The organism is Pokkaliibacter sp. MBI-7, assembly GCF_029846635.1.
Lineage (GTDB): Bacteria > Pseudomonadota > Gammaproteobacteria > Pseudomonadales > Balneatricaceae > Pokkaliibacter.
The window spans coordinates 4,150,979-4,173,914 of record NZ_JARVTG010000001.1; the positions used below are offsets into that span (position 1 = coordinate 4,150,979).

Genomic DNA, 22,936 nt, shown 5'->3' on the forward strand with positions numbered 1-22,936 from the left:
AGTCAGGGAGTGGTCACACTATACACTGCTGAGTGGCGATGTGGTGGGAATGGTTGCGGCTGCTGCGATGAAGCGACAGTACTTCGGAGTCCTCCGCTGTTATCCAGTGCAGGCCTGCTGCGACGGGATATAAAAAGGGACCACAACGGTCCCATGATTTTCTTGGCGGGTCACTCAGTGTGACCGCCTATTACGCCTGCCGACGGCGCACCAGCATACCTGCCAGTGTCAGCAGTACCGACAGTATGATCAGTGGCCAGTCACCCCAACGCATATAGGGGGTCTGACCTTCATAACCCTGTACCTCTTCGGTCAGCACGCCAGCACGGAAAGGCTCCAGCTGCTGAGTAATGCGTCCCTGATGATCGATAACGGCCGTCATCCCATCGTTAGTGGCTCGCACCATGGGACGGCCAACCTCCAGCGCACGCATCTGTACCATCTGCAAATGCTGGTAACGGGCAAACGAACCACCAAACCAGGTGTCATTGCTGACCGTCAGTAACATATCCGCATCGCCTACACTGCGGCGCATCAGATCTGGGTAGGCCACCTCATAGCAGATGCTGGCACTGATCTTGTGGCCCATGGCCGTCAGTTCCGGCTGGTTCAGATCGCCTTTGCTAAATTGTGACATGGGCAGGTCAAAGAAGGCGATCAGGCCACGTAATACTGATTCAAGAGGCACATATTCACCGAAAGGCACCAGATGTCGCTTGTGATAGAGCCCAAGGCCATCGCCCAGTACCACCAGACTGTTGTGATAGCTGCGCGTGCCTTCTTTCTCGACACGGGTCATGACTCCGGAGATCAGGGCCGACTGACGTTGATAGAGATCATCGGCGAAAGGTGTCATCACGCTGTAGGCATCATTCAGCAGGGCAGGGATCGCCGTCTCTGGCCACACCACCAGTGCCGGACCAGACCAGGCTTTCTGGGTCATGGTTTCATAGCGTTCGATGGTCGGCATGGCCGAGTCAGGGTGCCACTTGGCGTTCTGCTCAATATTGCCCTGCACCAGCATCACCTTGAGTGGCGCCTGAGTGGTGGGTTGGGTCCATTGCAGGGTAAACAGCAGCAGCCCAAGCAGAGCGGGAATAACGATGACCAGAATGGCTGGCAGGCGACGATCGCTGTCTTCAGGCTGAATCAGCTTGGCAAGACCGACACCAGCCAGTGCAAAGAGGGCGCTTATGCCATAGACGCCAAGCACCGGAGACCAGCCCTGCCAGAGCGTATCCAGGCCGCTGTAACCCAGCAGCAGCCAGGGGAAACCGGTCAGCAGATAAGTGCGTATCAGCTCACCCACCACCCAGACGGCAGGAAAGCCCAGATAGGCCCATAGTGGGTTCCTGGCGATACGGTGATGCAGCGCCGCCTGAATAACAAAGAACAGGGCCAGTGCAGCACAAAACAGGGCCGTCAGCAGGGTGGCTAAGGCAACGGAGGTATCTCCGTAGCGGTGCATGCTGATCCAGACCCAGGAGGTGCCAACGCCGAACAGGCCAAAGCCGAATAACCAGCCGCGCCACATAGCCTGTCTGGCTGTCTGGCTGTGCTGCATGCACAGGTAAAATGCGGCCACAGCCAAAGGGGCGATTGGCCACCAGTTTAATGGCGCAAATGCCAGCGGATAGACGGCGCCAGCAATCAGGGCCAGTAGGCTGCCCCAGAAACTGGACAGATCAGGGCTGGCGGAGCGAGTTTCTGATGGAGACTGATGGAGCGACATCGCCGGGGCACTCTGTGGTTGAAAAGAAATAAAGTGGATGTGTCAGACAGTCGAAAGGCCGGAATTCCGGCCTCTGGTTGAGCAGCGTATGATAAAGCGCCTGTCTGTCAGCGAACAGGGGTGACCTGTAGCAATCGGATACGGCGATTATCTGCGCTCAAGACCTTGAAGTTGAAACCTGCCATTTCCACCGCTTCATCCCGGCGTGGCAGACGACCAAACAGCTGGGTGATGATGCCACCGATGGTATCGTACTCATCGTCTTCCAGTTCGGTCTTGAAAAAGTCGTTGAAGTCTTCGATTGGTGTCAGGGCGCGCACCAGAAACTGCGAGTTGCCCATCGACTTGATATGGACCTCTTCGGGGTCATCGGCGTCGTGTTCGTCTTCGATGTCACCGACGATCTGCTCCAGTACGTCTTCAATGGTCACCAGACCTGCCGTACCACCGTATTCGTCAACGATGATGACCATGTGGTGATGGCTATCCTGAAACTCTTTGAGCAGCACATTCAGACGCTTGCTTTCGGGAATAACGGTAACCGGGCGCAGGATGCTGTTCATGTCCAGCCCATCCAGACCGCCATCTTCCAGCAGACATTTGAGCAAATCTTTCGCCAGCAGAATGCCTTTGATGTCGTTGACGCTTTCGCCAATCACCGGGTAGCGGGAGTGGGCCGTCTCAATAATACGCGGGAGGAAGCTGCGCCAATGCTCGTCGATTTCGACGAAAGAGATCTGCGAGCGGGGAATCATGATTTCCCGCACCTGAAGGTCGCCTACGCGCATGGCGCCTTCAATAATCTGCAACGCATCGTGATCAAGAATCTGTTCACGGCAGGCGTTGCGTAACACTTCGAGGAGTTCTTTTCTGTCCTGGGGACCGTCATCTGAAAAGGCTTGCGCCAGACGTTCCAGCCAGGACTTACTACTCTCCGATCGATCTTCTTGCATAGAGGTTCTCGTCAGTTATCCAAAATGCCATGGTCATCGGCATAGGGATCAGGAATGCCCAGCTTGGCCAGCAGGGTGCGCTCCAGCCCTTCCATTTCTTCTGCATCGTCATCTTCAATGTGGTCATATCCCAGCAGATGCAGAATCCCGTGGGTGACCATATGTGCCCAGTGGTGGAACAGCGGCTTGTGCTGTTCCTCCGCTTCATCAGCCACTACCTGAGCACAGATCACCAAATCGCCGAGTAAAGATAACTCAACTTCTGGCGGTGCTTCAAACGGGAAAGATAAGACATTAGTGGGCTTATCTTTCCCCCGATAGGTGAAGTTCAGATTACGACTCTCTTCGTCATCAACAATACGAATGGTCAGCTCAAGGGGCTCAGGCTGCGAGGCCAGTACATTGTCTGCCCAGAGCTGGAGGTCGTCATCGGCAGGCAGCTGCAGGCTGGTGGTTTCGCGCTGGATATCGAGAATGGCGTTCATACCCGTTTGCTCTCGCTGGCTGGCCATTTATTTTCGGTGACATTGTTCTTTTCCCACTTGTCGTAGGCTTCGACGATGCGTTGTACCAGCGGGTGGCGCACTACGTCTTTGGAGACGAAGCGGGTGATGGAAATACCGTCCACCTCATCCAGTACATCCAGTACATGGCGCAGACCTGAAGGTGTGCCCTTGGGCAGGTCAACCTGGGTGATGTCACCGGTGATGACCGCGGTGGAGCCAAAACCAATACGGGTCAGGAACATCTTCATCTGCTCACGGGTGGTGTTCTGACTTTCGTCCAGAATGACGAATGAGTGGTTCAGGGTACGACCACGCATATAGGCCAGAGGTGCCACTTCAATGACGTTGCGCTCGATCAGCTTGGCTACTTTCTCAAAACCCAGCATTTCGTACAGCGCGTCATACAGCGGGCGCAGATAAGGGTCGATTTTCTGTGACAGATCACCGGGCAGGAAGCCGAGCTTTTCGCCTGCTTCGACGGCAGGACGTACCAGCAGGATACGGCTGATTTCTTCTCGTTCCAGTGCATCAACCGCACAGGCTACGGCCAGATAGGTTTTGCCGGTACCCGCAGGGCCAATGCCAAAGTTGATGTCATTGCGGCGAATGCAGCGCACGTATTCCTGCTGATTGATACCACGGGGCTTGATCAGCATTTTGCGCAGGCGGATGAAGACTTCACCTTCGTCGTCAGCAGCATCCTTGTCGGAGTAACTCGCTGTTTCAATGCCGCTTTCCTGCAGGAACAGATGAACCATATCAGGGGTGATGACGATATCGTTGGCCGCTTCGCGATACATCTGCTGCATCATTTTTTCTGCAGCATGGAGAGCACGAGGTTCACCGCTCAGCTCGAAGTGATAGGCGCGATTGTGGATGGAGATCCCCAGGCGTTTTTCGATCAGCTTGAGGTGCTCATCGAATTGGCCGCTGAAGTTAGCCAGGTATTCGGGATGTTCAGGACTGAGGTCGAAGGCGATAGTGGCGCGTAGCTCAGTAGTCAAAAGGGGTAGTCCTCGATGGCGATTGAGGGGGCTGCAATCATGATTGCAGCCGGTTCAGTGAGATGCAGTATGACCGTTTAATGAAGCGTATCGAGCTCTGAATCAACCAGGACTCCGCGTAGAGAGTTAGGCAGGGCCTGTTCGATACGTATGTTAGCAAACTTGCCAATCTGGTCAGGGTTAGTGCAGTTAAAGTTGACCACCCGGTTGTTCTCGGTGCGGCCCTGCATCTGGCCTGGGTCTTTTCTGCTGTAGCCGTTGACCAGAATACGCTGCACACTGCCCACCATCTTGCGGGAAATGTCCATGGTCTGCTGGATGATGCGTTGCTGCAAAATAAGCAGGCGCTGTTTCTTTACTTCTTCAGGGACATCGTCGGCATAGTCAGATGCCGGTGTGCCGGGACGGCGGCTATAAACGAAGCTGTATGACAGGTCAAAGCCGATATCCTGGATCAGCTTCATGGTGGCTTCAAAGTCAGCTTCTGTTTCACCGGGGAAGCCAACAATAAAGTCTGAGGAGAAGCTGATGTCCGGGCGAATCTTTTTCAGGCGACGCAGCTTGGATTTGTACTCCAGTGCAGTGTGGCCACGTTTCATCAATGCCAGAATGCGATCAGAACCGCTCTGAACGGGCAGATGCAGATGGCTGACCAGCTCGGGGATGGTTTCGTAAGCCTCGATCAGGGACTCGGAAAACTCCACTGGATGGGAGGTGGTGTAGCGTATGCGGTCAATTCCATCAATGGCAGCGACGTAATGCAGCAGCTCGGCCAGATCGGCAGTGTCGCCATCCGCAGTTGCACCGCGATAGGCATTAACGTTCTGACCCAGCAAGTTGACCTCGCGCACACCCTGTTCGGCCAGATGAATGATCTCAGCCAGTACGTCCTGTACCGGGCGACTGACCTCTTCACCACGGGTGTAGGGGACGACGCAGAATGTGCAGTATTTGCTGCAGCCTTCCATGATGGAAACAAACGCTTCGGCACCTTCCACTTTGGGGGCGGGCAGACGGTCGAATTTTTCAATCTCGGGGAAGCTGATATCTACCTGTGGCATATGGTACTGCACAGTGGCATCTACCATTTCCGGCAAGCGGTGCAGGGTTTGGGGGCCAAAGACGATATCGACGAAAGGCGCGCGATCGCGAATAGCCTGGCCTTCCTGACTGGCGACACAGCCACCAACACCAATACGCAATTCGGGGTTCTTTTCTTTCAGCTTGCGCCAGCGACCCAGTTGATGGAAAACCTTATCCTGCGCCTTTTCGCGAATGGAGCAGGTATTGAGAAGCAACAGGTCCGCTTCTTCGGGATTGTCGGTGACTTCCATCTGATGACTCTCTCGCAGCAGGTCTAGCATGCGGGAAGAGTCGTACTCATTCATCTGACAGCCGTGTGTCTGGATAAAAACCTTTTTGGACATGGATTACCTGAAACCCTCGACAGGGTAATACGGTTTAAGAGCAGCCTTGGGCCGGGATTAAGCAGCACCCAGGTCAGCACGTATCGTACTGTAATAGCGGGGTGGGGCGGCTCCGAAAATCGGCAGATTATACCTCAGCCAGACAGGCAGGTGTAGCTTGGCTGTTTTGCCGGATCTGTCTGGCTATAATGCGGGGCTGGCCTGGTATCAGGCAGCTTTCCTCTTCAGCCCTTTGATTGCTTGTGGCAGGTATGACAAAAGACAGGATCTACAAGGTTATCTTTCAGAATCAGGACAAGATATACGAAGTCTTTGCTCGCAGTGTCGGGCAGAGTGATCTTTGGGGATTTATCGAGATTGAGAGCTTTATCTTTGGAGAGCGAAGCCAGATGCTTGTAGATCCGGCAGAGGAGAAGCTCAAGGCAGAGTTTGGTGAGGTAAAGCGAAGCTACATTCCCATGCATTCCATTATTCGGATCGATGAAGTGCAAAAAGAGGGAGTGGCCAAAATGCGTGATAGCAAGGGCAGTGTTACAGCGTTTCCCGGCATGCCTTTTCCCAGTAAATCAGATTGATGTTAAAGCGTGGATTGGGCGGTAAAGACTTGCTGCCCTTTGCTGCATGACGCAGTTATTCGTTATTCTAATAAATTAGGAAACTTGGCTAAGGGCTTGGATGGATAGGTAGGTAATTCAGGAAGGCAAAGAAGAGTTCTATCAGATGGGATAAAGGTTGGCAGGGGTGGAAGGACTCGAACCTACGGATGACGGAATCAGAATCCGTTGCCTTACCACTTGGCGACACCCCTGCAACAGGGCCTTTACTATAGTGACGTATTATATTGCTGTCCATGGTAGCTATGGTCGGATTCGAACCAACGACCTAAGCATTATGAATGCTCCGCTCTAACCTACTGAGCTACATAGCCATTTATGGCAGGGGTGGAAGGACTCGAACCTACGAATGACGGGATCAAAACCCGTTGCCTTACCGCTTGGCGACACCCCTACTTGGACATCTCTAATACAATACTGCTTTTGTAATGGTAGCTATGGTCGGATTCGAACCAACGACCTAAGCATTATGAATGCTCCGCTCTAACCAACTGAGCTACATAGCCATCATGGCAGGGGTGGAAGGACTCGAACCTACGAATGACGGGATCAAAACCCGTTGCCTTACCACTTGGCGACACCCCTTCAAAAGCGACTCGCATTATACAGAAAGTTTAGAAAAATCAAAGTCTAGGATTTATCTGTTTTCTGCATCACTCGTGACTGCTGGAACAAGAATCTACTTCAATGATGATGCTTGTTGTTGCTGTCTCGTGTTTCGAGGTCGCGAATTATTCCTGTTCCTTTATCTGTTGTCAACCTCTCGCCAGAGAGAAATGGCAAGTAATTCAATAGATTGCCCCGAGCTGTTGTTCATCGGGTCGGTGTATACCTGATGGTTTGAGTGGGTGAAGGATGGCGGTGGTTTTGTGTCGGAGAGGTTCTACAGCATGAACTTATAACGGACATGCGCTCTCAAAACAGGGCTGAGAGACGCTGATAAAATTTGGCGTGCACCAAAGAGGCCAGTCCAAAAATAACATGGCCGCATAGAAGGACTCTGATGCGGCCATTGAGGGGAGTGAGTGCGTCAGTGCAACTTAGCCGAATGATCCGGCAATGTAGTCACGGGTACGTTGCTCACGGGCGTTGCTGAAAATGTTGTGGGTTTCATCAAACTCCACCAGCTCACCCAGATACATAAAGGCGGTGTAGTCGGAGATGCGTGCAGCCTGCTGCATGTTGTGAGTGACGATAACGATCGTATAGTCATTTCGCAGCTGCTCGATCAGCTGTTCAATAGCCTGAGTCGCAATGGGGTCCAGTGCTGAGGTGGGTTCATCCATCAGGATAACTTCAGGTTGCAGGGCCACGGTGCGGGCGATGCACAGGCGCTGCTGCTGGCCACCTGACAGGCTGCTGGCGTCCTGATGCAGCTTTTCTTTCACCTCTTCCCATAGGTGTGCCTGGCGCAGGGCTTTCTCTACCCGCTCATCCATCTGGCGCTTAGACAATTTGTCATACAGCTTCACACCGAAGGCGATATTGTCATAGATGCTCATGGGGAAAGGCGTGGGCTTCTGGAACACCATCCCGACCTTGGAACGCAGTTCGTTGATATCCATGGAGCCATCAAGAATGTTGGTTGTGTCCAGCATGATCTTGCCTTCGGCGAACTGGCCGGAGTACAGCTGATAGATGCGATTCATGCAGCGCAGCAGGGTGGACTTGCCGCAGCCTGATGGTCCGATCATGGCGGTAACACGATTCTTGTAGATGGGCAGGTTTACATCACGCAATGCCTGAGCGCCGCGGTTGTAATAAAAGTTCAGACCCTGAACGTCCATACGGCGAGTCAGTGAATCGGTCTCAACAACTTCAGCAGGGTTCATGTAAGCAACGTGGCTCATTGTTATCTCCTTTTTGCCAGGCGGGGCAGCAGACGGGAAGAGAGGTTCAGGGCGAGTATGGTCAGGGTGATTAACAGAGCACCTGACCAGGCAAGCTGGTTCCACGTCTCGTCCGGGCTCATGGCAAACTGGTAAATCGTCACCGGCAGGTTTGCCATTGGTTGGTTGGGATCAAGGCTCATAAAGCTGTTATTCATTGAGGTGAACAGCAGCGGGGCAGTCTCGCCGCTGATGCGGGCGATGGCCAGCAGAATGCCGGTTACAAGACCGGTGCTGATAGCGCGATAGCCCAGTAGAGTAACGACTTTCCATTTCGGGGCACCCAGGCCGCTGCCCGCTTCACGCAGGCTGGTGGGTACCAGCTTCAGCATTTCTTCTGTGGTGCTGATAATGACGGGCAAGGCAATGATGGCTAGTGCGATGGCACCGGCCCAGCCGGAAAAGTGGCCCATATTGATCACAACCATCTCATAGACAAACAAGCCGATCAGGATGGAGGGAGCGCTCATCAGCATGCCGTTGAGGAAGCGAATGGTGGAGGCAACCTTGCTGTTGGCACCGTACTCTGCCAGCCAGGTGCCGCCCATGACACCGATAGGGGCCGCAATCAGAATGCCCATACCGGTCATGATCAGACTGCCCAGCATGGCGTTGGCCAGGCCACCTTCACTACCGGGTCCGGGAGTGATTTCGGTAAAGAGAGACCACTGCATTCCGGCCAGCCCTTTGCTGACCAGAGTGTAAAGGATCGCAACCAGTACGCTGAGGCCAATGATGGTGGCGAACATGCATGCCAGCTGAAACACCATGTTGGTGATTTTACGTCTTAGTCTCATGACAGCTTCCTCTTGCGCATCAGGATGCGGGCGACCGCCATGACTGCGAAAGTGATAACAAACAACAGCAGACCGAGTGCCAGCAGTGAAGAGATATGCATGTCATTGGTGGCTTCGTTGAACTGTTCGGCAATGGTGGCGGATACCGATGTGGCAGGCATAAACAGTGAGGTGTTCATATCCTGGGCGCCACCAATCACAAAGGTAACTGCCATGGTTTCGCCCAGGGCGCGGCCGAGAGCCAGAATAACTGCACCAAAGATGGCGCTGCGGACGGCAGGAAGTAGTACGAAGAAGGTGACTTCCCAACGGTTGGCACCAATGCCGTAGCTGGCTTCGCGCATGACGTTAGGGATGGTGGAGAGGGCTTCTTTAATCAATGCGGTAAGAATAGGCAGAATCATGAAAGCCAGAATGATGCCGGAGGTCAGCAGACCTACACCCATGGGAGGACCACTGAAAAGCAGGCCCAGTACAGGAACCTCTGAAAAGGCATCGAGTGCCCACAACTGGAAATGTTCTGAAAACCAGGGGGCGAAGACAAACAGGCCCCACATACCGTAAATGATACTGGGTACTGCTGCGAGCAATTCAATAGCGGCAGCGACTGAGTGTGACATCCACGCAGGAGCCAGTTCAGTGAGGAATACGCCAATGGCCAGGCTCAAAGGCAGAGCCAGAAGAATAGCAATAAAGGAAGAAACCAGAGTGCCGTACAGGGCATTAGCGGCGCCGTATTCGCTGGTAATAGGGTTCCACTCAGTACTGAGCAAAAAACCGAAGCCAAATTTTTCCAGTGCAGGCCAGGCACCATGCAGCAGGGATATCAGGATGGATACCAGCAGGACGCCGATCAGTATCGCGCTGGACCAGCAGGCACGTTGAAACAGCGTATCGCTGTGCCATCTCGATTTCATTACCAGCGTAGACATTGGATAGTTCACCTGTAGTCTTTACAGCTCCGTTGCCTGGGGCACTTCTTGCTGTCAGTTAAACGCGTAAAGGGAACGCCACCAGGCACTTTTCAGGGTGCTGACAGCTGTTCCCGATAGTTGCTGGGTGGCAAGGTCAAGCCGTGCTACCCAGCCGTCTCAACGTCATTACTTGTAAACAGCCATTCCCTGGGTGTCCTTGACGTCGTTTCTCCACATGTCTTCGATCATCTTGACGACGCTGTCAGGCATGGGGATGTAGTCCAGCGCTTCAGCAGCCTGGTCACCGTTAGCGAAGCTCCAGTCGAAGAACTTCAGTACTGCGTCGCCTTTGGCTGCATCATCCTGCTGCTTGTAAACCAGAATGAAAGTGGCAGCAGTCATTGGCCAGGAAGCATCACCAGGCTGATCGTTCAGGATCAGGTGGAAGCCAGGAGCGTTGGTCCAGTCAGCGTTAGCAGCAGCGGCCTGGAACGCAGCCATTTCAGGCTTAACAAATTTGCCAGCTTTGTTTTCCATCTGGGTGTAAGTCAGGTTGTTGGATTTTGCATAGGCAAATTCAACGTAACCGATTGAGCCAGGAGTACGGCTTACGAAGTTGGCAACACCTTCGTTACCTTTGCCGCCCAGTTGCTGAGCTTCTTTCGGCCAGGCTACTTCTTTACCTACGCCAACGTTTTTCTGCCACTCAGGGCTTACGCGAGCCAGATAGTCGGTGAAGTTGAAAGTGGTACCTGAACCGTCAGAGCGGTGCACGGTGTAGATAGGCATGTGAGGAAGCTTGACGCCTTCGTTCAGAGAGGCGATAGCAGCGTCGTCCCACATTTTGACTTTGCCGGAGTAGATATCAGCTAGTAGCTGACCGCTCAGCTTCAGTTGACCAGCTTCGATGCCTTTAACGTTGATTACAGCAACGATGGCGCCCATTACTGCAGGGAACTGAGCCAGACCAGCTTGATCCAGTTCTTCTTTGGTCAGAGGAGCATCGCTAGCGCCGAAATCTACGGTTTTAGCTTTGATCTGTTTGATACCGCCACCAGAACCGATGGACTGGTAGTTCAGTTTGACTCCCTCGGCCTTGTTGTAAGCCTCAGCCCACTTGGCATATACCGGATAGGGGAAAGTAGCGCCTGCACCGTTGATGGTATCTACTTTAGCGTAGGACATCGGGGCGATTACTACAGTGCTAGCCAGCAGTAAGCCATTGAGGAGTTTGTTCATCTGCCGTCACCTTGGTTGGATTGGGTTTAAAGCGAACTGGAAGTTCATCTCTCTCTGGAGTGCGCTTAAGTTAACGCGGAAATGTGACGGCAATATGACACTGGCTGTCACACAAAAAAGTTTGTGGGGTTGGCCTGGTGGACGTAAAGGGAGAAGGGGAGGCTTGCGGGAAGTCTGGATGCTACAAAGCCGCGAAATTCGCGGCTTTGTAAGAAAGGTATGGCTCTGGGAAGGATCAGACGTTGAAGCGGAAATGCATTACATCGCCATCTTTGACGATGTATTCCTTGCCTTCAAGGCGCCATTTGCCGGCCTCTTTGGCCCCCTGCTCGCCTTTAAACTGGACAAAGTCGTCATAGCCCACGACTTCGGCACGGATAAAGCCTTTTTCGAAGTCAGTATGAATGACGCCAGCCGCCTGCGGGGCGGTCGCACCTACTTTGACGGTCCAGGCGCGTACTTCCTTAACGCCGGCAGTGAAGTAAGTCTGCAGGTTGAGAAGAGCATAACCTGCACGAATGACGCGGTTCAGCCCCGGCTCTTCCATGCCCATGCTCTCAAGGAACATCTGCATTTCTTCGATGTCATCCAGCTCAGCAATTTCGGCTTCGATTTTGTTGCAGACCGGGACCACGACAGCGCCTTCCTCTTCTGCAATGGCGCGTACCACGTCAAGCAGCGGGTTATCTTCAAAGCCATCTTCGGCAACGTTGGCGATGTACATCACCGGCTTGGTCGTCAGCAGATGAAAGGTTTTTGCCAGACGCTTTTCGTCATCGCTCAAATTTTTCAGCAGGCTGCGGGCAGGTTTGCCCTCGTTGAAGTGAGGGATCAGCTTTTCCAGCAGAGCCTTCTGGGCCAGAGCCTCTTTGTCATTGCCCTTGGCAGCGCGCACTACGCGCTGTAGCTGTTTTTCACAGCTGTCGAGGTCGGCCAAGATCAGCTCAAGGTCGATAATCTCGATATCGCGCTTGGGGTCAACGCTGTTGGCAACGTGGATCACGTTGTCATCTTCAAAGCAGCGTACTACGTGGGCGATGGCATCGGTTTCGCGAATGTTGGCCAGAAACTTGTTACCCAGGCCTTCACCTTTGGACGCGCCCGCAACGAGGCCCGCAATGTCTACAAACTCCATGGTGGTAGGCAGAATGCGTTGTGGATTGACAATGGCGGCCAGCGCATCGAGGCGGGGGTCAGGCATGGGGACAATGCCTGAGTTCGGTTCAATGGTGCAGAACGGGAAGTTTTCCGCTGCGATGCCTGATTTGGTCAGGGCGTTGAACAGGGTTGACTTGCCGACATTGGGCAGGCCGACGATGCCACAGTTAAATCCCATAATGCGTTCCTGTTATCTCATTTACATCAGGAGTATCCCAGAATGGGCCAGCCAGATAGCTAGCTGATTCGGGGATGCCCCTAGGGTTTGAATGCGTGAAGCTGATTCATGGCCTTAGACCAGTCGCCGCTAAGGGCCAATGGCAAGGCAGAGAGGGCAGCATCGCTGGCCTGCTCTATCAGCTGTTGCTCTGCTTGGGGGGCTTTGGTCAGTACGAAACCGGCAACCATGCCTGCATGGCCGGGGTGGCCAATGCCGATGCGTAAACGATGAAATTCCCGATTGCCACCGAAGCGGCTAATAATATCTTTCAGACCATTATGACCACCGTGGCCGCCACCTTTTTTGAAGCGCGCCTGACCGGGTGGTATATCCAGCTCATCATGAACAACCAGTACCGCTTCTGGCGGTAGCTTATAAAAAGAGCAGAGCGCCTGTACGGCTTGTCCACTCAAGTTCATGAAAGTGGTTGGGATCAACAGGTGTAGGGACTGCCCCTGCCAGTTGGCTTTGGCGTATTGGCCGTGAAAGCGGGATTCGTGGCGCATTTCTGCATGGCATAAAGACGCAAGCGCCGACACAAGGTCGGCGCCAGCATTGTGCCTGGTTCTGTCATACTGCGCACCGGGATTACCCAGCCCGACAATAAGTTGAACCTTGTCACTCATTGCTGATTCAGCGCTTACTTACGCTTGGCAACAACACGAGCAACAGCCTGGTTGTGGTCTTTACCCAGACGCAGGGCAGCCACTTCAACACCTTCAGGGCAGGTGATGTCAGACAGGTACAGGTTCTGACCCAGTTCAACGTTGCTCAGGTCAACAGTTACGAACTCGGGCAGGTTTTCAGGTTTGCAAACAACCTTAACTTCGCTCACCAGAGTGAATACCTTGCCGCCTACTTTGGAAGCTGGGCTGGCAGCTTCGTTTTCGAAGCGAACAGGTACTTTGATGGTGATGGTACGGCCGTTGGTAACGCGCTGGAAGTCAGCGTGCAGCAGTACAGGCTTGGCAGGGTGACGTTGCAGATCCTTGATGATCACGCGCTCTTCCTTGCCATCAACGTTCAGGTTGATGATGCTGCTGAAGAACTGGTTGTCTTCGGTCAGGTGCAGCAGCTCATCATGGTCGATGGTCAGGCTGGTGGGCTCAGCTGAACCGCCGTAAACGATGGCAGGAACAGTGTCGTCCAGGCGACGCAGGCGGCGGCTCGCACCCTTTCCTGCTACTTCGCGTGCTTTTGCATTCAGTACGTAGTTGCTCATTTTTACCTCAACATAAAATTAAACAGCCAGACGACCGCGACCAGTGCCTGGCTGTTGTTTGCCCTTGCGGGCGAAATCAGCGCCTGTTGGTTGAATCAACGAAACATGGCGCTGATGGATTCTTCATTGCAAACGCGGCGCACTGCCTCGGCAAGGATGTGCGACAGCGTCAGCTGTTCAATTTTTTTGCTGCTGGACGCGGCTTTAGTCAGAGGAATGGTGTCGGTGACAACCAGTTTGTCCAGTACAGAGTTGTTGATGTTATCGATGGCCGGGCCAGACAGCACAGGGTGAGTAGCGTAAGCAATGACCTTGTGCGCGCCGTGCTCTTTAAGGGCCGCAGCTGCCTTGCAAAGGGTGCCTGCTGTGTCGCACATGTCATCAACAAGGATGCAGGTACGGTCTTTTACGTCACCGATGATGTGCATGACCTGTGAAACGTTAGCCTTCTCGCGGCGTTTGTCGATGATGGCCAGATCACAATCCAGCTGTTTGGCAACTGCACGGGCACGCACTACGCCACCTACGTCAGGAGAAACGACAATAGCGTTTTCGTAATTTTGACGCTGGATGTGTTCAATCAGTACGGGAGAGCCGAATACGTTATCAACAGGAATATCGAAGAAGCCCTGAATCTGCTCGGCATGCAGGTCAACGGTCAGAACGCGATCTACACCCACGCCGGAGAGAATGTCTGCAACGGCTTTAGCACTGATAGGTACACGAGCTGAGCGAGGGCGACGATCCTGACGGGCATAGCCGAAATAAGGAACAACAGCAGTGATACGCTGAGCTGATGCACGACGCAGTGCGTCAGTCATCATCACCAGTTCCATCAAGTTATCGTTGGTAGGGGCGCAGGTGGGCTGGATGATAAAGCAATCCTTGCCGCGAACGTTCTCGTTGATCTGGACCGCTATTTCGCCGTCACTGAATTGGCCGACATCGGCATCGCCCAGAGGCAAGCACAACTGATCGACGACCTTGCGGGCAAGTTCCGGATGGGCGTTCCCGGTAAAGACCATTAGTTTTGACACGCTGATACCTTCACGCTGGCAGGATGTTGGATACCTTGGCCCGTTCATGGGTGGAGTGGTTCTCATAATTGACTGAACTTACTGTCAGTACGTTATCTTTGTGAGCAGTGCTGCTCGACAAGAAATGTCTGACCGTGAGGCGCACTCTTTGATTAACTAGCCGCAAGCAGCTGGAGTTCACTTCACCCCTGTCCACAGCAGTCTGGCTGCTCTCGACCGTTCTGTGTTGAACGTCGCGTGGCCATACCCCCTATAAAAAGGCGCGGAAATTGTCCATAAAGGGGGTGTGATTGTCAATTGATCAGCCGGAATTATTCAGTTTACCTGCCATTGTTTGATAACCAGTTTAAGTTCCAGATCATCCCGTTTGACGGTGAGCTTGCGTGGCAGCCAAGCCTGCCCCTGTTGCTGGAACTCCAGATAGTCAAGCCGCCATCCGGCTTGTTCAAGGCTGAGCAGGCGACCTTGTTCATCGTACAGTGAACCTTTGACTTTGCCTGGTGCAGGGGTGCCCTTGATCCAGTAAGTCAGCTGAGTCAGCGGGATCGGCCAGCCTGTATGCTGGCGTAGTAGCGCCTGGGGATCATCCGACACATAGCGTCCTTGCGGGGTGGTTAGCAGTATCTGTTGAGGGGTGCCTTCCAGACTCAGTTGGCCCTGACCCATGGGGCCTGTCATTTTGACCTGATAGGAGTCACCCTGTTCCGTCCAGTTGACGGTCAGGGTGTTGTAGCTTTCCTTGCTTTTTAATCCTGCCTTGCCTTCCAGTTGCCAGCTGTCCATCTGATTGAGAGATTGGCGCCAGGCGGTACTGGGTTCTGGCTGAAAGCTCAGTCGGCTGGTGCTGGCACAGGCGCTGAGGAGTAGCGCCAGAGTAACAATGCCGAGATATTTGACAGCGTTGGGATTAAGGCTGGACACCGTATTGCTCCATGATGTCGCGGATCGGGGAGTAGTCAGGCTTGCTGCGCAGTGCCTTGCGCCAGATGCGCAGTGCCTGATCGGGCTTGCTCTGTTGCCACAGTGCAGCACCATAGTGGTAGGCCACTTCGGGGTCGGGGAAGGCTCCGTAGGCTTTGGTCAGGTAATCTTCGGCTTCATCGTAGCGTTGCAGGTTGTAATAGACCCACCCCAGACTGTCGAGAATGGCTGGGTCATCGGGTTGCAAGGTATGAGCCTTCAACAGTAGCTGTAAAGCTTCATTATGGCGTGCGGTGCGGTCGGTAAGGGTGTAGCCCAGTGCATTCAGGATTTGTGCATTGTCTGGCTCAAGGGCAATCAGCGCCTCGAGGTCAGCAATCATTGCCTCCAGATTGCCATCTTTGTCCCCGAGCATTGCACGGTTATACAGCAGCTGTGGATTGTTTGGGTCAAGCTTGAGTGCTTCGTCATACGCCTGGCGTGCAGCTGCATAATCCAGCTTTTTAGATTGCCACTCAGCCTCTAACTCGAACAGCTGGGCTGCCTGATCAGGATTGTTCTTGCGTGCCTGCTTCAACATGGCAGGAATCTGATCATCCTGCCCATTGCCACTCAGCAGCACAATCAGTCGACTCTGGGCGGTAATGAGTTCATCGCCACGCGTCACCTGCTGGTAGTAATCGATGGCGCTGTCCTGATCCTTTTGCAGTTCGGCGAGGTAGCCAAGATAGAAGGCCACAGGCGAACGGTTAGGTGCCATGTCCCATAGCTCCAGAAAACTGTTCTGGGCGTCTTTATAGCGCGCCAGCTGAATCTGGGTACGGCCAAGCGTGAACCGTGCCTCGAGATTGTCTGGCTGCTCCTTGATCAGGGATTGCAGTACAGGCAATGCCTTCTTGGCCTTGTTGTCGGCAAGGTAGGCGCGAGCCAGCATGTCCTGTAGTTGAGGTGAAGGATGTGCCTTATTGGCCTGGCTCAGAAAACGGGTGGTTTCAGTGAACTTTCGCTGGCGAAACAGTAAGTCTGCCTTGAGTACGATCGCTTGTTGTAGCGAGGGAGCTAGATGCAGGGCTTCATTGACTTCATCCTCTGCACCTTGCCAGCGCAACTGATACCGGGCAATCAGGGCGGTACTCAGGTGGTAGAACGGGTTGCGCGGGTGCTGTTGCAGTTGTGGGCGCAAGGCCTGAGCAAAGGCTTCAATGTCCCCTTGGTCCAGCTGTTCGACACGGCCAAGTAACAATGAGTACATTGCATTGTTGCTGCGCCAGTCGAACTTGTTGAGTGTGGAGAATACTTCAGCGTACTGTTTGGTCTGGAACAGGCTATCTAGCAGTAAATTACTGGCAACGCGAGAGTCGGGGTTTATGTCGTGCCAAAGCTGCGCCGACTTGGAAAGATCTTCTGCGTTTCCCAGATATTGAGCGAGGTAGCTGGCCTGCTCAGCGAGTTCCGGGGTGCGATACTTTTCTGCCAGTAGTTGATATTGCCGGTATGCCAGGTCGGGCTGGTCGCGTTGCACCGCAAATTCAGCTAGCAAGAGCGGATATATAGGGGAGGTCGCAGCGATATCATCTGCTTTATTTGCCGGAGCTGCCGACTGAGGCGCGCTGGTTTTCACTGCACAGCCACTTAGAATACTCAGCAGGCAGGCTATTAAATAAGCTGATCTTGGCATGGAGTCTGTTGTGAATAAGGCGGGTTGGTTACAATAGGCAGCCCTTGGCGGGCGAGGTTTCCTGTATATTGCGTTATCGCTGGCAGGCTCACAAGGGAAATCACGCGTCGGCTGTTACCGGTCTGTTTCTTTATGTGTCTTGGTGACGGACGAGGGCTGATCTGTCAGGTCAGTATCCGGCAGATAGATAGAAAGTATCTATTCATATCGTTGATTTAATTCACGGCAACCGCTGTGCTATTGCGCCATACTTGTGAAACCGGCTCACCGGCGGCACAACTTGGCACAAACGCTCACTGTGGGTGAGCAAGTTGTAGTTGATTCTGGTGCAGTCATCGATCCGGATCACGAAGCATTCTGAGTGGCGTACCTTCGTTATGCAGCAATCTATGGCGTTATTGGCTCTCGGCATTAATCACAAAACTGCCCCGGTAGACGTCCGTGAAAAACTGGCATTCTCTCCTGATGAGCTGGATGAGGCGCTGGTACGCGCACGCAAAGACGGTGCGCTCAGTGAAGTAGCCATTTTGTCTACCTGCAACCGCACTGAAGTCTATGGTGTGGCGCCGCTGCATGAAGGGCGGACAGTGCTTGAGTGGCTGGCCCGCTATCACGACGTCAGCGTCGAACAGCTGATGAAGAATGCATACATTCACTGGGATCGAGAAGCTGTTCGTCACATGATGCGAGTAGCCTGTGGATTGGATTCGCTTATTTTGGGCGAGCCACAAATTCTCGGACAGCTGAAAGACGCGTTCTCTGCTGCCCAGCGTACCGGTTGTCTTGGTGCGCAGATGAACCGCTGGTTCCAGCACTCCTTCAACATGGCCAAGCAGGTACGTACTCAGACGGATATCGGTAAAAATCCCGTCTCGGTTGCCTATGCCGCTGTTAGCCTCGCTCAGCGCATTTTTGCTGATCTGGCTGATACCCGGGCACTGCTCATCGGTGCCGGAGAAACCATCGAACTGGTTGGTCGGCACCTGCGTGAGGCCGGAGTGACTCAACTTACCGTCGCCAATCGAACCTTAAGTCGTGGTCAGGCTCTTGCCGCAGAGCTGGATGGTCGTGCTATCCCCCTCGCGGAGCTGGCCGAGTACCTGCACGAAGCTGATATTGTGATTGCCTCAACGGCCAGTCCTTTACCTGTTCTTGGGAAGGGGGCGGTAGAGCGTGCATTGAAGAAGCGCCGTTACAATCCGATGTTTATGGTGGACATTGCTGTCCCTCGGGACATTGAACCCGAGGTCGGCGAGCTGGAAGATGTCTATCTGTATACCGTCGATGATTTGCAGCAAGTCATTGATGAAGGAGTAAAAGCACGTCAGAGCGCTGCAGAAGAGGCGGAGCTGCTGATCGCTCAGGGTATTGAGCATTTTATCGAGCAGTTGCGCGCACGTGATGCTGTGCAGACGTTGATGGATATCCGTCAGCAGGCTGAAGTGGTGCGTGATCAGGAAATAGAGAAGGCGCTGCGCCAGCTGCAGCGCGGACAGAATGCAGAAGATGTTTTGCGGCATCTGGCACGCGGGCTGACAAATAAACTTATCCATACGCCTAGCGTTGAGCTGAAAAAAGCCAGCGCTGAAGGCCGAACCGATTTACTGGTGCAGGCTCGTCGACTTTACGGCCTGTCCAACTCTCAAGCGGATGATTGATCCCTCCTATGTTGAAACCCTCTATTTTGGCCAGATTGGAAGGTCTGGTTGAACGTTATGAAGAGCTTGCTGCACTGCTCAGTGAAGCCAGTGTCATTGCTGACCAGCAGAAGTTTCGTAACTACTCGCGTGAATATGCTGAACTGGAAGAGTTGGCCCAGGCCTTTGGTCGCTACCAGCAGGTGCAGAGCGATGCTCGCGAAGCCGAGGCGATGCTCAAGGATGCGGATGCTGACATGCGTGAGTTGGCAGAGGAAGAGCTGAAAGGCGCCAAAGCCAATATCGAAGGTCTGGAAGGTGAGCTGCAAACGTTGCTGTTGCCCAAGGACCCGAACGATACACATAACATCTTCCTTGAAGTACGTGCAGGAACCGGTGGCGACGAGGCGGCAATTTTTGCGGGCGATCTTTTTCGCATGTATTCCCGTTATGCGGAAACGCAGGGCTGGCAGATTGAAATCGTTAGTGCCAGCGATGGTGAGCATGGTGGTTACAAAGAGGTCATCTCTCGAATTGCTGGCCAGAATGTCTATGGACGTCTGAAGTTTGAGTCTGGGGCCCACCGCGTACAGCGTGTACCTGCTACAGAATCACAAGGACGTATTCACACCTCTGCCTGCACGGTTGCGATTCTTCCAGAAGTGGATGCGGTAGGGGATATCGAGATTAACCCTGCCGACCTGCGTGTTGATACCTACCGCGCGTCCGGAGCGGGTGGGCAGCACGTTAACAAGACGGAATCTGCTATACGTATAACCCACATCCCTTCGGGCGTGGTAGTCGAATGTCAGGATGAGCGCTCACAGCATAAAAACCGTGCCAAAGCGATGGCCTTGCTGGCGGCCCGCCTTAAACAGTCGGCGGTCGACAAGCAGGCCAGCGAGCAGGCTGATCAGCGTAAAAGTCTGGTAGGTAGCGGTGATCGTTCGGAACGTATCCGTACCTACAACTACCCGCAGGGGCGGGTTACAGATCATCGCATCAACCTCACGCTCTATCGTCTGGATGAGATTGTGGGAGGGCAAATGGATTCCGTTATTGAGCCTTTGCTGCATGAGTATCAGGCGGAACTGTTAGCCAGTCTGGCTGAGCAGAGTTGAACAGTACGTTGAACATTGCTGATGCACTCAGGTGGGCCAGAGTGGCTCTGAGCGAAGGTGAAAGCCCTCAGGCCGATGCTGAGGTGCTGTTGGCCTGGGTGTTGGGACGCAATCGTGCTTATTTGCGTGCGTTTGATGATCTGCAGTTGTCGGATACGCAGTGGTCGCAGTACCAGAGGGCTGTCGAACGCCGCCAGTACGGCGAGCCTGTGGCGTATATCATGGGAGTAAGGGAGTTCTGGTCACTGCCTCTCAGCGTTGAGCCTTCGACCTTGATTCCACGTCCTGATACCGAGACGCTGGTGGAGGTTGCTCTGTCGCAACTGTCAGCCACGCAAGCTCGGGTTCTTGATCTGGGAACAGGCACTGGCGCTATTGCTCTGGCTCTGGCTTCGGAACGGCCGGGCTGGCAGGTGACGGGTGTTGATCGGCTTCCTGAAGCGGTGGCCCTGGCACGGAAAAATGCCATGAGCTTACAGCTGAACGTGGCCTTTCTGCTCAGCCACTGGTATGCCCAAGTGAGTGGCGCCTTTGATCTTATCGTCAGTAATCCTCCTTATATCGATAGTAATGACCCTCACCTGTTGCAAGGCGATGTACGTTTTGAGCCACATTCGGCGTTGGTAGCGGCTGATCGGGGGCTTGCTGATATAACCTGTATTGTTGATCGTGCGCCCGGTTATTTGACCGATGGCGGCTGGATACTGCTGGAGCATGGCTGGCAGCAAGCTGAATCTGTGCAGATTCTGTTACGGCAGAAAGGTTTTTCTTCGGTGCAAAGCTGGCAGGATCTGGGCGGCAATGACCGGGTGACCGGTGGTCGCTGGTGTGGCGAGCAATCTGTGGTGGTCAGCACAGGCTCCAGCTGATGTGGGAAAAGAGCTGATGGAATTGTCTGATAAGCAACTACTGCGTTATAGCCGGCATATCATGCTGCCAGGTATTGATCTGGAAGGGCAGGAGCGGCTGCTATCTTCCAAGGTGCTGATAGTAGGGTTGGGGGGGCTTGGATGCCCCGCAGCGCAATATCTGGCGGCAGCGGGTGTTGGTGAGCTGGTGCTGGTAGATGATGACGTTGTCGAGGCCAGTAATTTACAGCGACAGGTGCTGCATGGTGAGGACAGTCTTGGTTTGGCCAAGGTGGCATCCGCCCGCCGGGCATTGCTCCGGCTGAATCCTGAAGTAGTAGTTACAGCGCTGCAGCAGCGTCTGGAGCCGGCGGAGATGGCACAGTGGGTTGATAAGGTGGATGTGGTGATTGACTGCTCGGATAACTTTACGACTCGTTTTGCGCTCAATCGGGCTTGTGTTGCTGCAGGAAAACCGCTTGTTTCGGGTGCAGCGATCCGCTGGGAAGGGCAGGTTAGCGTTTTCCTGGCAAAAGCGGGAAGTCCTTGCTATCAATGTTTGTACAAGGCAGGTGATGATGAGCAACTCACCTGTTCTGACAGCGGTGTCGCAGCACCACTGGTGGGAATGATAGGTTGTACTCAGGCCATGGAGGCTCTGAAGCTTATTGTTGGGGGCGGGACCTCTTTGAGGGGGCGTCTGCTCGTTCTTGATGCGTTTACCATGCAATGGCGTTCTTTGGCATTAAGGCGGGATCCACATTGCCCCGTCTGCGCTGAAGCTGGCGCCTGATAATTTTAACCAAGCGTGTGATCACAGGAGAGAGACCCCATGACGGGCGCGCTTAACGACCTGAAATACGACGACGATTTTATTCGCGACATTCTGGAAGAAGTAAACGTCGTTGCAGTGGTGGGAGCCAGTTCTAATCCCGAGCGACCAAGCCATCAAGTGATGAAATATCTGCTGCACAAAGGTTACAGGGTGATCCCGGTGAATCCCAATGAGGCGGGCAGATCTATTCTTGGTGAGCCAGTCGTCGCTTCTTTGCAGGATATTACAGAGCCTATTGATATGGTGGATGTGTTCCGTCGTTCGGAGGCGGTAGCTGAGGTGGTAGATGAAGCTATCGCAGCGAATGCCCGCGTCGTGTGGATGCAGCTCGGCGTGGTCAATCAGGGGGCAGCATCCCGGGCTGAGGAAGAGGGGTTGCGTGTCATCATGGATCGCTGCCCCAAGATTGAATATGAGCGCCTGCGCTTGGGTGTCTACTAGTTTTCTGTGCTGATGTTACAGACTCCTGACTGGCATGGTGTGGAGTAATGCCAGGCAGGAGCCTGCAGGCGCATCTTGTCTGTGTGCTTGTCGTCAGCGAGCCTCGCTCTTTACCTTCCCAGCATCAGTTTGCGAATACGCAAGTCCTCCAGGCAGCGACGCGCCAATTGTAGTGTCGACTGCTGTTCAGATGTCAGTGACTCTCTATCTACCCATTTACCAATGGCATCGGCAGTCATACCACTATCAATCAGGTGCCTGACCAGTTCGGGGCGTGCCGACTTGATAGCGAGGTCCAGCAGGGTGTCGCCTGCCTTGGTACGAACATTCAAGTCAATTCCATATTGCTGCAGACGATTTAGCAGCAACATATGATCAGTTGCAGGAGCCATTGTCAGGCAGGCTAATGGCCATGGCTGGCCATCAGGGGTCAGCTCCAGGTCAAACGTGTGCTTTAGTAATAGCGTAACCAGTTCGACACGGTGTCGCTTCGCACACAGAGCAGAGGTCGCCAGTTGATTGCCTTGATCCACGTTGGGAACGTGGCTGTGTAGCAATAACGCTGCACACTGGAGGGCTCCCTCTACAAAAATCAGTTCTGCTGCACTTTGATCATCCGTTACCAGCTCGAATGGGGAAGGTAAGCGCTGCCACTGCTTGCTGGCATGCTCTGTGTTGTCCTCCACAAGCGCCTGAATAAACGGGGACAGTTCAAAGTTTTTCTGCCAGGGCCATTTCATTGG

The 22,936-nt window shown here is 53.8% G+C and carries 22 protein-coding genes and 5 tRNA genes; 6 read left to right on the forward strand and 21 right to left on the reverse strand.

Annotation, left to right across the window (positions count from 1 at the left end):
• Positions 1 to 190 precede the first annotated feature (190 nt).
• The 5 genes from lnt to miaB all read right to left on the reverse strand — a co-directional run bounded on the left by lnt (position 191) and on the right by miaB (position 5,622).
• Entirely contained in the window at positions 191 to 1,732 is a 1,542-nt protein-coding gene (lnt, locus tag QCD60_RS18230; RefSeq protein WP_279787672.1) for an apolipoprotein N-acyltransferase, read from the reverse strand.
• Positions 1,733 to 1,839: 107 nt separating this feature from the next.
• Positions 1,840 to 2,685, reverse strand: coding sequence for a transporter associated domain-containing protein (locus QCD60_RS18235; RefSeq protein ID WP_104156357.1), 846 nt, complete (start codon positions 2,683 to 2,685; stop codon positions 1,840 to 1,842).
• An 11-nt stretch (positions 2,686 to 2,696) separates the two neighbouring features.
• Positions 2,697 to 3,170, reverse strand: coding sequence for an rRNA maturation RNase YbeY (gene ybeY, locus QCD60_RS18240; protein WP_279787673.1), 474 nt, complete (start codon positions 3,168 to 3,170; stop codon positions 2,697 to 2,699).
• Positions 3,167 to 4,195, reverse strand: a complete 1,029-nt coding sequence (locus tag QCD60_RS18245) for a PhoH family protein (RefSeq protein ID WP_279787674.1) — start codon at positions 4,193 to 4,195, stop codon at positions 3,167 to 3,169. Before QCD60_RS18245 ends, ybeY begins: the two co-directional genes overlap by 4 nt.
• A gap of 77 nt (positions 4,196 to 4,272) precedes the next feature.
• Complete coding sequence (gene miaB, locus QCD60_RS18250) at positions 4,273 to 5,622, reverse strand: tRNA (N6-isopentenyl adenosine(37)-C2)-methylthiotransferase MiaB (protein ID WP_279787675.1); 1,350 nt, start codon at positions 5,620 to 5,622, stop codon at positions 4,273 to 4,275.
• A 251-nt stretch (positions 5,623 to 5,873) separates the two neighbouring features.
• Between miaB and QCD60_RS18255 the strand changes: the two genes are divergently transcribed.
• Positions 5,874 to 6,197 carry a DUF1820 family protein gene (locus tag QCD60_RS18255; RefSeq protein ID WP_279787676.1) on the forward strand — a complete coding sequence of 108 codons (324 nt, stop codon included), beginning with the start codon at positions 5,874 to 5,876 and terminating at the stop codon, positions 6,195 to 6,197.
• 158 nt (positions 6,198 to 6,355) lie between these two features.
• On the opposite strand, the gene QCD60_RS18260 is transcribed toward QCD60_RS18255, so the two are convergent.
• The 15 genes from QCD60_RS18260 to QCD60_RS18330 form a co-directional block, all read right to left on the reverse strand.
• Positions 6,356 to 6,430: transfer RNA gene (locus QCD60_RS18260), tRNA-Gln, on the reverse strand.
• A gap of 43 nt (positions 6,431 to 6,473) precedes the next feature.
• A tRNA-Met gene (locus QCD60_RS18265) sits at positions 6,474 to 6,550 on the reverse strand.
• A gap of 5 nt (positions 6,551 to 6,555) precedes the next feature.
• Positions 6,556 to 6,630 (reverse strand) — tRNA-Gln (locus tag QCD60_RS18270).
• 35 nt (positions 6,631 to 6,665) lie between these two features.
• Positions 6,666 to 6,742, reverse strand: a tRNA-Met gene (locus QCD60_RS18275).
• Between the two features lie 4 nt (positions 6,743 to 6,746).
• Positions 6,747 to 6,821: transfer RNA gene (locus QCD60_RS18280), tRNA-Gln, on the reverse strand.
• 455 nt (positions 6,822 to 7,276) lie between these two features.
• Complete coding sequence (gene pstB / locus QCD60_RS18285) at positions 7,277 to 8,086, reverse strand: phosphate ABC transporter ATP-binding protein PstB (protein WP_243410261.1); 810 nt, start codon at positions 8,084 to 8,086, stop codon at positions 7,277 to 7,279.
• 2 nt (positions 8,087 to 8,088) lie between these two features.
• Positions 8,089 to 8,922 carry a phosphate ABC transporter permease PstA gene (pstA, locus tag QCD60_RS18290; protein ID WP_104156353.1) on the reverse strand — a complete coding sequence of 278 codons (834 nt, stop codon included), beginning with the start codon at positions 8,920 to 8,922 and terminating at the stop codon, positions 8,089 to 8,091.
• Positions 8,919 to 9,854, reverse strand: coding sequence for a phosphate ABC transporter permease subunit PstC (gene pstC, locus QCD60_RS18295; RefSeq protein ID WP_279787677.1), 936 nt, complete (start codon positions 9,852 to 9,854; stop codon positions 8,919 to 8,921). The genes pstA and pstC overlap by 4 nt, the downstream gene beginning before the upstream one ends.
• A gap of 168 nt (positions 9,855 to 10,022) precedes the next feature.
• Entirely contained in the window at positions 10,023 to 11,075 is a 1,053-nt protein-coding gene (pstS, locus tag QCD60_RS18300; RefSeq protein WP_279787678.1) for a phosphate ABC transporter substrate-binding protein PstS, read from the reverse strand.
• Positions 11,076 to 11,310: 235 nt separating this feature from the next.
• Positions 11,311 to 12,411: a redox-regulated ATPase YchF gene (ychF, locus tag QCD60_RS18305; RefSeq protein WP_279787679.1), complete on the reverse strand. Its 1,101-nt coding sequence runs from the start codon at positions 12,409 to 12,411 to the stop codon at positions 11,311 to 11,313.
• 80 nt (positions 12,412 to 12,491) lie between these two features.
• Entirely contained in the window at positions 12,492 to 13,079 is a 588-nt protein-coding gene (gene pth, locus QCD60_RS18310) for an aminoacyl-tRNA hydrolase (protein WP_279787680.1), read from the reverse strand.
• A 14-nt stretch (positions 13,080 to 13,093) separates the two neighbouring features.
• Positions 13,094 to 13,675, reverse strand: a complete 582-nt coding sequence (locus QCD60_RS18315; protein ID WP_104156348.1) for a 50S ribosomal protein L25/general stress protein Ctc — start codon at positions 13,673 to 13,675, stop codon at positions 13,094 to 13,096.
• Between the two features lie 95 nt (positions 13,676 to 13,770).
• The gene (locus QCD60_RS18320; protein WP_104156392.1) at positions 13,771 to 14,712 is read right to left on the reverse strand and encodes a ribose-phosphate pyrophosphokinase; all 942 of its coding nucleotides are present in this window, start codon (positions 14,710 to 14,712) and stop codon (positions 13,771 to 13,773) included.
• Between the two features lie 315 nt (positions 14,713 to 15,027).
• Positions 15,028 to 15,633: a lipoprotein insertase outer membrane protein LolB gene (gene lolB, locus QCD60_RS18325; RefSeq protein ID WP_279787681.1), complete on the reverse strand. Its 606-nt coding sequence runs from the start codon at positions 15,631 to 15,633 to the stop codon at positions 15,028 to 15,030.
• On the reverse strand, positions 15,620 to 17,155 hold the full coding sequence (locus tag QCD60_RS18330) for a tetratricopeptide repeat protein (protein WP_279787682.1): 1,536 nt from the start codon (positions 17,153 to 17,155) through the stop codon (positions 15,620 to 15,622). Before QCD60_RS18330 ends, lolB begins: the two co-directional genes overlap by 14 nt.
• Before the next feature lie 545 nt (positions 17,156 to 17,700).
• On the opposite strand from QCD60_RS18330, the gene hemA reads away from it, so the two are divergent.
• Genes hemA through QCD60_RS18355 form a run of 5 tightly spaced genes read left to right on the forward strand, consistent with a single transcriptional unit; the run spans position 17,701 to position 22,193 of the window.
• Positions 17,701 to 18,969 (forward strand): glutamyl-tRNA reductase, encoded by a 1,269-nt coding sequence (gene hemA, locus QCD60_RS18335; protein WP_110189831.1) that lies wholly within the window; start codon positions 17,701 to 17,703, stop codon positions 18,967 to 18,969.
• Positions 18,970 to 18,980: 11 nt separating this feature from the next.
• Complete coding sequence (gene prfA, locus QCD60_RS18340; protein ID WP_279787941.1) at positions 18,981 to 20,069, forward strand: peptide chain release factor 1; 1,089 nt, start codon at positions 18,981 to 18,983, stop codon at positions 20,067 to 20,069.
• An 8-nt stretch (positions 20,070 to 20,077) separates the two neighbouring features.
• Positions 20,078 to 20,938, forward strand: a complete 861-nt coding sequence (prmC, locus tag QCD60_RS18345) for a peptide chain release factor N(5)-glutamine methyltransferase (protein ID WP_279787942.1) — start codon at positions 20,078 to 20,080, stop codon at positions 20,936 to 20,938.
• A 1-nt stretch (position 20,939) separates the two neighbouring features.
• Complete coding sequence (locus tag QCD60_RS18350) at positions 20,940 to 21,710, forward strand: molybdopterin-synthase adenylyltransferase MoeB (protein ID WP_347950211.1); 771 nt, start codon at positions 20,940 to 20,942, stop codon at positions 21,708 to 21,710.
• 39 nt (positions 21,711 to 21,749) lie between these two features.
• Positions 21,750 to 22,193: a CoA-binding protein gene (locus QCD60_RS18355; protein ID WP_279787683.1), complete on the forward strand. Its 444-nt coding sequence runs from the start codon at positions 21,750 to 21,752 to the stop codon at positions 22,191 to 22,193.
• Between the two features lie 110 nt (positions 22,194 to 22,303).
• On the opposite strand, the gene QCD60_RS18360 is transcribed toward QCD60_RS18355, so the two are convergent.
• On the reverse strand, positions 22,304 to 22,933 hold the full coding sequence (locus tag QCD60_RS18360) for a hypothetical protein (RefSeq protein ID WP_279787684.1): 630 nt from the start codon (positions 22,931 to 22,933) through the stop codon (positions 22,304 to 22,306).
• Positions 22,934 to 22,936 lie beyond the last annotated feature (3 nt).